This window comes from Nocardioides sp. (assembly GCF_031422975.1).
GTDB lineage: Bacteria > Actinomycetota > Actinomycetes > Propionibacteriales > Nocardioidaceae > Nocardioides.
The window spans coordinates 1-11,436 of the sequence record NZ_JANPEO010000073.1 but is presented as its reverse complement, the minus strand read 5'-3'; the positions used below and the strand labels follow the sequence as shown (position 1 = coordinate 11,436).

General features: G+C 70.6%; 10 protein-coding genes and 2 pseudogenes. 8 read left to right on the top strand and 4 right to left on the bottom strand.

Features of this window, described 5'->3' with window-relative positions; translation table 11 throughout:
* Both RMO85_RS02555 and ilvC read left to right on the top strand, forming a co-directional pair.
* Positions 1 to 109, top strand: a pseudogene (locus RMO85_RS02555) (acetolactate synthase small subunit); the annotation flags it as partial.
* Between the two features lie 54 nt (positions 110 to 163).
* Positions 164 to 1,189: a ketol-acid reductoisomerase gene (gene ilvC, locus RMO85_RS02550; RefSeq protein WP_310526286.1), complete on the top strand. Its 1,026-nt coding sequence runs from the start codon at positions 164 to 166 to the stop codon at positions 1,187 to 1,189.
* Positions 1,190 to 1,282: 93 nt separating this feature from the next.
* On the opposite strand, the gene RMO85_RS02545 is transcribed toward ilvC, so the two are convergent.
* Complete coding sequence (locus tag RMO85_RS02545; protein ID WP_310526285.1) at positions 1,283 to 2,107, bottom strand: ABC transporter permease; 825 nt, start codon at positions 2,105 to 2,107, stop codon at positions 1,283 to 1,285.
* On the bottom strand, positions 2,104 to 3,003 hold the full coding sequence (locus RMO85_RS02540; protein WP_310526284.1) for an ATP-binding cassette domain-containing protein: 900 nt from the start codon (positions 3,001 to 3,003) through the stop codon (positions 2,104 to 2,106). Before RMO85_RS02540 ends, RMO85_RS02545 begins: the two co-directional genes overlap by 4 nt.
* A gap of 210 nt (positions 3,004 to 3,213) precedes the next feature.
* Here RMO85_RS02540 and RMO85_RS02535 point away from each other — a divergent pair, with 210 nt between their 5' ends.
* Entirely contained in the window at positions 3,214 to 4,674 is a 1,461-nt protein-coding gene (locus RMO85_RS02535) for a cytosine permease (RefSeq protein WP_310526283.1), read from the top strand.
* A gap of 36 nt (positions 4,675 to 4,710) precedes the next feature.
* Positions 4,711 to 5,364 carry an SDR family oxidoreductase gene (locus RMO85_RS02530; protein WP_310526282.1) on the top strand — a complete coding sequence of 218 codons (654 nt, stop codon included), beginning with the start codon at positions 4,711 to 4,713 and terminating at the stop codon, positions 5,362 to 5,364.
* On the opposite strand, the gene RMO85_RS02525 is transcribed toward RMO85_RS02530, so the two are convergent.
* Positions 5,287 to 6,519: an MFS transporter gene (locus RMO85_RS02525; RefSeq protein ID WP_310526281.1), complete on the bottom strand. Its 1,233-nt coding sequence runs from the start codon at positions 6,517 to 6,519 to the stop codon at positions 5,287 to 5,289. The two genes, RMO85_RS02530 and RMO85_RS02525, sit on opposite strands and share 78 nt — an antisense overlap.
* A gap of 35 nt (positions 6,520 to 6,554) precedes the next feature.
* Here RMO85_RS02525 and RMO85_RS02520 point away from each other — a divergent pair, with 35 nt between their 5' ends.
* From RMO85_RS02520 to serA, 3 genes are all read left to right on the top strand, one after another.
* On the top strand, positions 6,555 to 7,115 hold the full coding sequence (locus RMO85_RS02520) for a CGNR zinc finger domain-containing protein (RefSeq protein WP_310526279.1): 561 nt from the start codon (positions 6,555 to 6,557) through the stop codon (positions 7,113 to 7,115).
* A 49-nt stretch (positions 7,116 to 7,164) separates the two neighbouring features.
* Complete coding sequence (locus tag RMO85_RS02515; RefSeq protein WP_310526278.1) at positions 7,165 to 7,881, top strand: DsbA family oxidoreductase; 717 nt, start codon at positions 7,165 to 7,167, stop codon at positions 7,879 to 7,881.
* A 76-nt stretch (positions 7,882 to 7,957) separates the two neighbouring features.
* Complete coding sequence (gene serA / locus RMO85_RS02510; RefSeq protein WP_310526277.1) at positions 7,958 to 9,547, top strand: phosphoglycerate dehydrogenase; 1,590 nt, start codon at positions 7,958 to 7,960, stop codon at positions 9,545 to 9,547.
* Positions 9,548 to 9,559: 12 nt separating this feature from the next.
* On the opposite strand, the gene RMO85_RS02505 is transcribed toward serA, so the two are convergent.
* Positions 9,560 to 10,993, bottom strand: coding sequence for a PLP-dependent aminotransferase family protein (locus tag RMO85_RS02505; protein ID WP_310526276.1), 1,434 nt, complete (start codon positions 10,991 to 10,993; stop codon positions 9,560 to 9,562).
* 61 nt (positions 10,994 to 11,054) lie between these two features.
* Between RMO85_RS02505 and RMO85_RS02500 the strand changes: the two are divergent.
* Positions 11,055 to 11,436, top strand: a pseudogene (locus RMO85_RS02500) (hypothetical protein); the annotation flags it as partial.

Below are 11,436 nucleotides of genomic sequence, written 5' to 3'. Positions count from 1 at the left end.
CCGCGAGCTCGTGCAGTCCGGCATGGTCGCCATCGGCCGGGGCTCGCGCTCGATCAGTGAGCGCAGCCTGCGCCCCGTCCCCGTGCCCGCGCCCCTTGCGGTCACCTGATCTTCACGCTTCACCCGCCAAGCACTGCGCACCCAACCAGAAGGAGAGCCCGAAGTGGCTGAGATGTTCTACGACGACGACGCCGACCTGAGCCTGATCCAGGGCAAGAACGTCGCCGTCATCGGCTACGGCAGCCAGGGTCACGCCCATGCGCTCAACCTGCGCGACTCCGGCGTCGACGTACGAGTGGGCCTCAAGGAAGGCTCGAAGAGCCGCGCCAAGGCCGAGGACGAGGGGCTGCGTGTCCTGTCCGTCGCCGAGGCGGTCCAGGAGGCCGACGTGATCGTCGTGCTCGCTCCCGACCAGTTCCAGCGCCACATCTACGCCGAGTCGATCGAGCCGCACATCACCGCGGGCGACACGCTCGTCTTCGGCCACGGCTTCAACATCCGCTTCGGCTACATCCAGCCGCCGGCCGGTGTGGACGTGATCCTGGTGGCCCCCAAGGCGCCGGGTCACACCGTGCGTCGTGAGTTCGTCGCCGGGCGGGGCATTCCCGACATCATCGCCGTCGAGCAGGACGCGTCCGGCACGGCCTGGGACCTCGCCAAGTCCTACGCCAAGGCGATCGGTGGCACCCGCGCCGGTGTCATCAGGACAACGTTCACCGAGGAGACCGAGACCGACCTGTTCGGTGAGCAGGCCGTCCTCTGCGGGGGTGTGTCCCACCTCGTCCAGGCTGGTTTCGAGACGCTGACCGAGGCGGGCTACCAGCCCGAGATCGCCTACTTCGAGGTGCTGCACGAGCTCAAGCTCATCGTCGACCTCATGTTCGAGGGTGGCATCGCCAAGCAGCGCTGGTCCGTCTCCGACACCGCGGAGTACGGCGACTACGTCTCCGGTCCCCGCGTCATCACCCCCGACGTGAAGGCGAGCATGAAGTCGATCCTCGACGACATCCAGAGCGGCGCCTTCGCGCAGCGCTTCATCGACGACCAGGACAACGGCGGCAAGGAGTTCCTGGAGCTGCGCGAGAAGGAAGCCGCGCACTCCATCGAGCAGACCGGCAAGACGCTGCGCTCCCACTTCGCGTGGAAGCAGGAGGACTCGGACTACACCGAGGGGTCGGCCGCTCGCTGACCGGTCGCCACCGTCCTTCGCACGCCACTGACCGGGCACGAACTCGCAGAGTTCGTACCCGGTCAGTGTGTTCTCCGTGCACCTGGTGCCTGGTCACTTCACCTCGGAGCGGCGCAGGAACAGCAACCCGATGACGAGGGGCGCCACGATCCAGATCGCGGTGGTCGAACCGAGCATGGCCCATTCCCTGGCCGCGTTCGTGGTGCCGTCGAACAGGGCGACCTGGGTGTAGTTCCAGTCGATCCACGGCTGCAGGTCCGCGAACCAGGAACGCACCTGGGCGAGCAGGACCAAGATGCCCGGCAGCACGAGCGACACGACGAAGTAGCCGACGATGGCGGCCGCGGAGTTGCGGAGCACGACGCCGAGGGTGAAGCCGATCGCCATGCCCACGAGGTTGCCGAGCACGATCTGCGGAGCGGTCGAGAGCGAGATGTCCCAGACGGTGTCGACGCCGGCCAGGGTCGAGCCCACCAGGTTGCCGACGGCACCGATGGCGAACGCGACGAGCATCGAGACCACGCCGACCAGGAAGGTCGCGACCGCCTTGGCCACGACCACGCGACCGCGGCTCGGCACGAGAGTGAAGGTCGTGAGTCCGGTGCGCTGGCTCCACTCGCTGGTGACGCCGAGGATCGCGATCATCGGCAGGATTACCGACATCGGGAACCCGATCGCGGTTGCGAAGTTCTCGTAGGTGACAGCGGTGTCGGGGGCGAAGATGATGACCGCGCCCGTGGCCAGGACCGACAGGACGCCGATGCTGAGAAGCATCCAGAATCCGGATCGGGTGTTGAACATCTTGCGGAGCTCGACCTTGATCAGGCGAGCCGTGGGGATGGAGCGATGAGCCTGGCGAACCGGGAGGGCGGCCGTGGGGTCGGTGCCGGTCGTGGGGGAGACGGTCGTGGCGGTCATGCCGCAACTCCTTCGCGTTGGGTGTCGGCAGTGAGCGACAAGAACATGTCCTCGAGTCCCGCGCCTTCGGCGGAGCGGAGCTCGGTGAGGGCGATGCCGGCGGCCAGGGCCAGCGCGCCCACCCGGGCGGGATCGGCGTCGGTACGCACCGAGCCGTCGCCCGCGAGGGTGCTGGGGACCCCGGCCCGCTCGAGGGCGTGCGCGAGGTCGCGCGGTGAGCTCGCCCGGGCGAGGGTGCCCGCCGCGGCCAGCAGATCCTCCTTGGAGCCGGCGGCCACGATCTTGCCGTTGCCGATCACCACGAGGTCATCGGCGATCACCTCGATCTCGTGCAGGAGGTGTGAGGACAGCAGCACGGTGCCGCCCTTGTTGGCGTAGCCACGCAGCAGGTCGCGCATCCAGCGGATGCCGGCCGGGTCGAGACCGTTGGCCGGCTCGTCGAGGATCAGCACCCGCGGGTCACCCAGCAGCGCGGTCGCGATGCCAAGACGCTGGCGCATCCCGAGGGAGTAGTTGCGCACCCGGCGCTTCGCCTCGGTCGGGGTCAGGCTGACCAGCTCGAGCATCTCCTCGACGCGCGTGCGGGGCAGGCCCATGGTGTCGACGGCAACGGTGAGGATCTCGCGCCCGGTGCGACCGGCGTGCTGCGCGGAGGCGTCGAGCAGGACGCCGACCTCGAGGCCGGGATTGGGGAGGTCGGCGAACCGGACGCCGTCGATGGTGGCCGAGCCGGACGTCGGGGCGGTGAGACCGACCATGACGCGCATCGTGGTGGACTTGCCAGCACCGTTCGGGCCGAGGAAACCGGTGACGCGGCCGGGCTGGGCGGTGAAGGAGACGTTGTCGACGGCGGTGAAGCCGGCGTACCTCCGGGTCAGTGAGTCAACAGTGATCATGGGTCAACCCTCGCGGCGTGACGCCCCCGCGCGCATCGGGTGTCGCCCCCCACGCGGCCCCCACCCGACCCCCACCGAACCCTGAGCCGACACCCGGACCACCCCGATGGACCAAGGTGAGGCTCGCACTGTTCGCCGTCCCCGGCGGCATCGCGCCCGGCGAGCACGTCGGGCAGGCGCTGTTCGCCTGAACAGGTGCATCATGGGGCCATGAGCAACAGCACCCTGGACGTGACCCGCCGACTCGGCGTGGAGCAGACCGGCATCGAGATCATCGAGGAGGACGCTCGGACCGCCAGCCCGCGCGACCTGTTCTGGCCGTGGTTCGCGGCCAACGTGAGCGTCTTCGGGCTGAGCTATGCCTCCTTCGTCCTCTACTTCGGGATCTCGTTCTGGCAGGGCGTGCTGGTGTCCGTGCTCGGCATCGTGATCTCGTTCGCCCTCTGCGGCGTGATCGCGATCGCCGGCAAGCGCGGTTCGGCGCCGACGATGATCCTGAGCCGGGCGGCCTTCGGCGTCCAGGGACAGAAGATGCCGGGCGTCCTGTCCTGGCTGGTCTCGATCGGCTGGGAGACGTTCCTCGCGATCCTGGCCGTGCTGGCGACCTCGACGATCTTCACCCGGCTCGGCTGGGGCGGCGGCACCAGCACCAAGATCGTGGCCGCCCTCGTGGTGGCCGCGCTCATCGTCTCGGCGAGCGTCGCGGGCTACCACATCATCATGAAGATGCAGTCGGTGCTGACGTGGATCACCGGCATCGTCACCGTGCTCTACATGGCCCTCACGCTCGACGACATCGACTGGTCGGCGGTGCAGGACATCCCGGCAGGCTCGACCCAGTCGGTGATCGGGGCGTTCGTGATGGTGATGACCGGCTTCGGCCTCGGCTGGATCAACATCGCCGCCGACTGGTCGCGCTACCAGAAGCGCACCGCGTCCGGACCCTCGATCGTCGCGTGGAACACCTTCGGTGGCGCGCTCGCGCCCGTCGTCCTGGTGGTCTTCGGGCTGGCGCTGGCCGGCTCGTCGACGGAGATCCTCGACGGCGTCGCGGGTGACCCGATCGGCACGCTCGCGACACTGCTGCCGACCTGGGCACTCGTGCCGTTCCTGCTCGCCGCGATCCTGTCGCTGGTCAGCGGGGCCGTGCTCGGCATCTACTCCTCGGGGCTGACGCTGCTCTCGCTGGGCGTGAGGCTCAAGCGCCCGCAGGCGGCCGGCATCGACGGCGTCCTCCTCACCCTGGGCACGATCTACGTCGTCTTCTTCGCCGACAACTTCATCAACCCGTTCCAGAGCTTCCTGATCACCCTCGGCGTCCCGCTCGCGGCATGGGCGGGGATCATGATCTCCGACCTGGTGCTGCGCAGGCGCGACTACGACGACGAGGCGCTCTTCGACGCCCGGGGGAGGTACGGCGCCTTCGACTGGGTCTCGATCGGCACCATGGTCGGCGCCTCGATCTTCGGCTGGGGCCTCGTGATCAACACCTTCTCCGACGACGCCTCGTGGAACAACTGGCAGGGCTTCCTGCTCGGTCCGCTCGGCCTCGGCGGTCGCGACGGCGCCTGGGCGTTCGCCAACCTCGGCGTGCTGGCCGCGCTGGTCATCGGTTTCCTCGTCACCCTGGTCGCCCGCCGCTCGAGCGTCGCCCGTCAGGAGGCGCTCTGACTCCGCCGGTCGCGGTCCTCGTGGCAAGGTGACCACATGAGCACTCTTGCCATCGTCGGAGGAAACGGCCAGATCGCCCGCCTGCTGCACCCGTTGCTGGTGGCGCGTGGGCACACCCCGGTCGCACTCGTGCGCTCGGAGTCCCATCGCAACCGCCTCGAGGCGGTGGGCGCCGCGGTGCGGCTGCTCGACATCGAGAAGGCCACGGCCGGTGACTTCGCCGCTGCCTTCGAGGACGCGGACGCGGTCGTCTTCCTGGCCGGCGGGGGCCCGGACGGCAACATCGAGCGCAAGCGCACGGTCGACCTCGAGGGCTCGCTGAAGTCGATCCAGGGCGCACAGCAGGCCGGCATCGGCCGCTTCGTCCAGGTCTCGGCCATCAACGTCGATGTGCCCGTACCCGACGATGCCAGCCCGGTCTGGCGTGCGTACGTCGAGGCGAAGCGCGACGCCGACGCGGCGCTGCGCGACAGCGGGCTCGAGTGGACGATCATCCGACCCGGCATGCTGACCGACGACGACGGCACCGGCCTGGTCGAGCTGGGCCAGGACGTCGCCCGAGCCGAGATCCCGCGCGCCGACGTGGCCGCCGTGCTCGCCGAGCTGCTCGACTCAGGCGCCGGCATCGGCGCCCAGTGGAACCTCGTGTCGGGTGAGACCCCCGTCGCCGACGCGGTCGCCGGCGCCTGAGCCGACCGCGCGCCCGATGAGCGGTTGCACAGCGGCCAGCACCAGCGAGAGTGCCGCGGCGCAGACCCACGGCAACGACGGGTCGATCGCCAGCAACCGCGTCCCGCCCAGGGGTGCGATCACGGCCGCGACGCCCCAGCAGGTGCCGAAGGCCGCGAGGTAGCGCGCGCTCGCACCGGCCGGCGCCAGGCCGGCGACGACGGCGAACGGGTGCCCGAGGAGCAGCAGGTCGCCGACGCTCCAGATGGCGACGGCCAGCACGAACCCGGCCATGCTCGTGGCGAGGCCCGCGACCGCGAGGCCGGCCGCGAGGGCGACGTACCCGATCGTCATCGCCCGGAACGGCGTGGGCGCCCAGTCACGCAGGAGCCGCTGGCCGATCACCATCACCGCCGCGGAGACGGACAGCAGCCAGCCGAGGTGGCTGGCGGGCAGGCCGCGGGCCAGGAGCGTGAGTGGCAGCGCCACGATCGAGCCCAGGTAGAGCGTGGCGAAGCCGATGCCCGCCAGCCACATCACGAGCAGCCGTCGGTCCCGCCACGGCGAGCCGGGGCCCGCCGACGTGTCGGCCGACGGCCGCAGTGACGGCACCGCGGCGAGGACCAGCGCGGCCGCCGCCAGGCAGGACGCGGCGTCGGCGACCAGCAGCCAGCGCAGGTCCACCGACCCGAGCACGGTCGCGACGAGCCCGGCGGCCACCCCGGCCACGGCGAGCGCGGTGCCGAGCAGGGAGTAGGCCCGTGGCCGCTGCTCGGGCGGGCAGAGGTCGGCGATGATCGCCTGGCTCGGAGGCTCGTAGAGCTCGAAGACGAGACCCAGCAGCGCGACGGCGACGGCGGCGAGCAGCAGGGTCGGCGACGCGGCAAACGCGAGCTGCGCCATCGCGCAGCCGATCAGTCCGAGCAGCATCGTCGGTCGGCGACCCCACCGGTCGGCCAGCACGCCGCCCACCAGGCGCGACGGGATGGACGCGAGACCGAAGAGTGCGACCACCGCACCCGCCGTGGTCACGGAGGCGTGGAAGTCCTCGACCAGGATCACGGCCGTGAAGGGGAGCGCGAACGCGCCGATCCGGTTGACGGCCCGGGCCACGATCAGGGCCCGAACGGGCACCGGCAACGCGTGACTGGTGTTTCCGCTATCGTCGGTGACCATGGGTTGACCGTACGGCGACAGGAGTCACTGGTCAAATGTTGTTCGACAGTCATGTCTCGATCCTGCTCGATGCCGCCGTCGAGCTCGTGAACGGGACGACGCCCGGACATGACGGCACCGACGCGGTGGGGCAGCCGCAGGGGGAGGCGCTGCGCGGTGCGGTTGTGGCCGCGATCTCACGTGACGACTACCTGCCCCGGGTCTCCCACGTCACCGCCCGGGCCCTGGCCTCCCTCGCGGCCGGGATCCGGCCCGTGTTCGAGGCCACTGACGCTGGCGATCTCGATCACGCCGCCGCACTGGTCAACGGGCTGCTTGAGCAGACCGAGGCCCGTCCCCGGCTGATCCACACCGAGAGTGGCTGGGACCTGCACTTCCACGGTCGCGACCGGACGGTGCACCAGGGCTGGGCCGGCGGCCTCGCGGCCGGCCTCGCGCTGGCGCTCGGTAGTGACCGGGGCGGACGGCTCGGCGTCTGTGCAGCCGACCCGTGCGACCGGGTCTACACGGACACGTCGCGCAACGGCGGCCGCCGCTTCTGCTCCACTCGCTGCCAGAACCGGGTCAAGGCCGCGGCGCACCGGGCGCGACGCTAGGGACGCGCGTCGGGGGAACAACCCGGCTGCGGCAGGAGTTGCGGCGTACATGCGTATCGACATCTGGTCCGACGTGGTCTGCCCGTGGTGCTTCATCGGCAAGCGCCGCCTCGAGACGGCCCTGAGCACCTTCGAGCATGCCGACGACGTGGAGATCGTCTGGCACTCCTACCAGCTCGACCCCGGCGCGCCGACGACTCCGGTGGAGACCGTCGCTGACGCTCTGGGCCGCAAGTACGGCGGCGGACCGGACGCGGGCAGGACCATGATCGACCGCGTCGAGGCCGTCGCCGCCGAGGAAGGCATGCTCTGGCGCCATCACGACTCGAAGCGCGTCGGCACGATGGACGCGCACCGCCTGCTGCACCTCGCGCTGCACGAGGGCGGGCCGGAGGTGCAGGGCCGGGTGAAGGAGGCGCTGCTGGCGGCCTACTTCGTCGACGCCCGCAACGTCGCCGACCACGACGAGCTCCGCGCCATCGTGACCGCCGCCGGGCTCGACGCGGCCGCCGTCGACCGCGTGCTGGGCAGCACCGAGTATGCCGACGAGGTGTGGGCCGACATCGAGCAGGCGCAGGCCTTCGGCGCCACCGGCGTGCCGTTCGTCGTGGTGGACAACAAGTTCGGCATCTCCGGCGCACAGCCGGCCGAGACGTTCACCGAGGTGCTGCAGCGCGCGTGGACGGAGTCGCAGCAGGTCGTGGAGATGCTCGTCGGGAGCGAAGCCGGGGCCGATGCCTGCGGACCGGACGGTTGTGCGATCTGACTCGGACACCTTGTAGGCTGGCCGCGCACAGCGTCGTGCAGGCCCTCATCGATCACCTTCATCGAGGAACTCCGCTGTGACTTCAAAGCCTGTCGTACTCATCGCCGAAGAACTGAGCCCCGCCACCGTCGAGGCACTCGGCCCGGACTTCGAGATCCGCCACTGCAACGGCGCCGACCGTGACGAGCTGCTCGCTGCCATCGTCGACGTCGACGCCATCCTCGTGCGCTCGGCCACCAAGGTCGACGCCGAGGCGCTCGCCGCTGCCAAGAAGCTCAAGGTCGTCGCGCGGGCCGGCGTCGGACTCGACAACGTCGACGTCAAGGCCTCCACCCAGGCCGGCGTCATGGTCGTCAACGCGCCGACGTCCAACATCGTGTCCGCGGCCGAGCTGGCCGTGGCGCTGATGCTGGCTGCCGCGCGCCACGTCAGCCCTGCGCACGCAGCGCTCAAGAACGGCGAGTGGAAGCGCTCGAAGTACACCGGCATCGAGCTCTACGAGAAGACCGTCGGCATCGTCGGCCTCGGCCGCATCGGCGTGCTCGTCGCGCAGCGCCTGAGCGCCTTCGGCATGAAGGTCATCGCCTTCGACCCCTACGTCCAGGCCGGCCGCGCGGCGCAGATGGGCGTCCGTCTCGTCGACCTCGACACCCTCCTCGCCGAGGCCGACTTCATGAGCGTGCACCTGCCCAAGACCCCCGAGACCGTGGGCCTGATCGGCGCCGAGCAACTCGCGAAGGCCAAGTCCTCCCTCGTGCTGGTCAACGCCGCCCGTGGTGGCATCGTCGACGAGGCCGCGCTCTACGACGCCCTCAAGACCGGCCAGATCGCCGCCGCCGGCCTCGACGTCTTCGCCAAGGAGCCGTGCACCGACAGCCCGCTGTTCGAGCTGGAGAACGTCGTCGCCACCCCGCACCTCGGCGCGTCGACCGACGAGGCCCAGGAGAAGGCCGGCATCTCCGTCGCCAAGTCCGTCCGCCTCGCCCTGTCCGGTGAGCTCGTGCCCGACGCGGTGAACGTCCAAGGTGGCGTGATCGCCGAGGAGGTCCGTCCCGGCATCCCGTTGACCGAGAAGCTCGGCCGCGTCTTCACTGCGTTGGCCGGCGAGGTCGCCCAGCAGATCGACGTCGAGGTGCGTGGCGAGATCACCGAGTACGACGTCAAGGTGCTGGAGCTGGCTGCCCTCAAGGGCGTCTTCACCGGTGTGGTCGAGGACCAGGTCTCCTACGTCAACGCGCCGCTCCTCGCGGCCGAGCGTGGCACCGCCGTCCGCCTCGTGGCCGACAGCGAGAGCCCCGACCACCGCAACCTGATCACGATCCGCGGCACCCTCGCCGACGGTTCGCAGATCTCGGTCAGCGGCACGCTCGTCGGCATCAGCCAGAAGGAACGGCTCGTCGAGGTCAACGGCTTCGAGATCGACATCGAGCCGACCGACCACCTGGCGTTCTTCACGTATGCCGACCGGCCCGGCATGGTCGGCACCGTCGGCGTGATCCTCGGCGACGCCGGGGTCAACATCGCCGGCATGCAGGTCTCGCGCCAGGACAAGGGCGGCGAGGCGCTGGTCGCCCTCTCCGTCGACTCCGCGATCCCGGCCGAGACGCTGGCCGAGATCGAGACGGCCATCAACGCCGTCTCGGTGCGCGCCGCCGACCTGGTCTGACGACGGGCCCGACTACGCCACGGTGAGGCGGTCCGAGCTCGCTCGGACCGCCGTACCGGGGATCGCCCACGCCTGCGCCAGCCGGGTGACGGCGAGCTCGAGCTCCTCGGCGGGCCGGGTCCAGGGCAGTCGGACGAAGTGCTCGAGCCCGCCCTCGACGGCGAAGACACGACCGGCGGCGGCGATCACGCCGAGCCTCTCGGCCTCGGCCACGAGCGCGCTCGCGCGGGGCTGGGGGAGCCGGCACCACACCGCGAGGCCACCCGAGGGCCGGTGGAAGGACCAGTCGGGCAGTTGCCGGTCGAGAGCGTCGAGGAGCACGTCGCGTTGCCGGCCGAGTCGCTCGCGGTTGGCCGCCCACACCGCATGCCTGTTCTCGACGAGGTGGACCAGCGCGAGCTGCTCGAGCAGCGGAGCGCCGAGGTCGAGGCTCATCCGGGCCTGGAGCAGCGCCGGCATCATCGGTGCGGGCACTCGCAGCCAGCCCAGCCGCAGGCCGCCCCAGAACTGCTTGCTGGCGCTGCCGATCGTGATGGTTTCGGGGGAGTGGGTGGCGAACGGGGACGGCATCGCCTGACCGTCGAGCGCCAGCGGCTGATGTGCCTCGTCCACGACCGGGATCACCCGGGCGCGTTTCAGCGCGGCGGCGTACTCGGCACGCTGCGCGTCGCTCATCACCAGGCCCGTCGGGTTCTGGAAGTCCGGGATCAGGTAGGCGAGGCGCGGCGCCGCCTGGCGCACGATCGCGGCCGTCGCGGCGAGGTCCCAGCCGTCGGGATCCACCGGGGCCGGCACCAGGCGGGCGCTGCGGTGGCCGAGTGCCTGGGTCGCGTTGGGATAGACCGGATCCTCGACGACCACCCGGTCGCCGGGCGCCGACCGGGCCTGGGCGACCACGGCAGCACCCGCCAGGGCACCGCTGGTGACCATGATCTGCTCGGGGGTCGTGGGCAGTCCACGCTCGGCATAGGTCTCGGCGAGCACCTCGCGCAACCGGGTCAGGCCGGCCGGGTAGTAACCGTGGCTGGAGAGATAGGGCGGCAGCTCGGCCACGGCCGCCTCGTAGGCGGCGGCGACGCCTGCCGGTGCGCTCGGGGCTGCGCAGTTGAGGTCGATGACGTCGGGGTCCTGCGACCACGGGGCGAAGATGCGGTCGGTCACCGACTGCGCCCGCAGCGGCAGCCGGGTCACGGTGCCGGAGCCGCGCCGCGACTCGGCGTACTCCCGATCTCGCAGCTCGGCGTAGGCCCGCGTCACCGTCGTGCGGCTGACGCCGAGAGCCGTGGTGAGCTCGCGCTCGCTCGGCAGCCGCGTTGCCGCCGGGATGCGCCCCTCGCCGATGAGCAGGCGCAGGCCCTCGGCCAGCTCGAGGTAGAGCGGTCGTTCGACGCCGGTGAGGTTGCCGACGAGGGTGGCCACGCGAGCGGCGCTGATGGTGCGGCTCATGCAGGCCACTGTCTCATGATTGGCTATCGATGAGAAGGCCAATCTGGTGGAGACTGGGCGCATGAGCATCAGCACCGGCACCGCAGGCGTGCGAGCGCCCACCGCCCTCGTCGACCTCGGCCCGATCGCCCAGCTTCGCGCCGGCCGCCTGGGTCGACGGGTGCCGCAGCTGCTCATCGGTCTTGTCCTGTACGGCGTCTCGCTGGCGCTCATGGTGCGCGGCGCGCTCGGCCTCGCGCCGTGGGACGTGCTGCACTCCGGTTTCATCAGGCACGTGCCGATCACGCTCGGCCAGGCCGTGGTGCTCTTCAGCTTCGTGGTGCTCGTGTTCTGGATCCCGCTCAAGGAGAAGCCCGGCATCGAAACCATCGCCAACGCGTTCATCGTGGGCCTCTCGGCCGACGCGACGCTGGCCCTGCTCGCCCCGGGCGACGGTCTCGTCG

Excerpts from the sequence above, each read along its gene's own strand:
- RMO85_RS02540 (WP_310526284.1), bottom strand. The coding sequence starts at position 3,003 with ATGATCACTGTTGACTCACTGACCCGGAGGTACGCCGGCTTCACCGCC.
- RMO85_RS02505 (WP_310526276.1), bottom strand. The coding sequence starts at position 10,993 with ATGAGCCGCACCATCAGCGCCGCTCGCGTGGCCACCCTCGTCGGCAAC.
- RMO85_RS02515 (WP_310526278.1), top strand. The coding sequence starts at position 7,165 with ATGCGTATCGACATCTGGTCCGACGTGGTCTGCCCGTGGTGCTTCATC.
- RMO85_RS02520 (WP_310526279.1), top strand. The coding sequence starts at position 6,555 with ATGTTGTTCGACAGTCATGTCTCGATCCTGCTCGATGCCGCCGTCGAG.
- RMO85_RS02535 (WP_310526283.1), top strand. The coding sequence starts at position 3,214 with ATGAGCAACAGCACCCTGGACGTGACCCGCCGACTCGGCGTGGAGCAG.
- RMO85_RS02530 (WP_310526282.1), top strand. The coding sequence starts at position 4,711 with ATGAGCACTCTTGCCATCGTCGGAGGAAACGGCCAGATCGCCCGCCTG.
- RMO85_RS02545 (WP_310526285.1), bottom strand. The coding sequence starts at position 2,107 with ATGACCGCCACGACCGTCTCCCCCACGACCGGCACCGACCCCACGGCC.
- RMO85_RS02525 (WP_310526281.1), bottom strand. The coding sequence starts at position 6,519 with ATGGTCACCGACGATAGCGGAAACACCAGTCACGCGTTGCCGGTGCCC.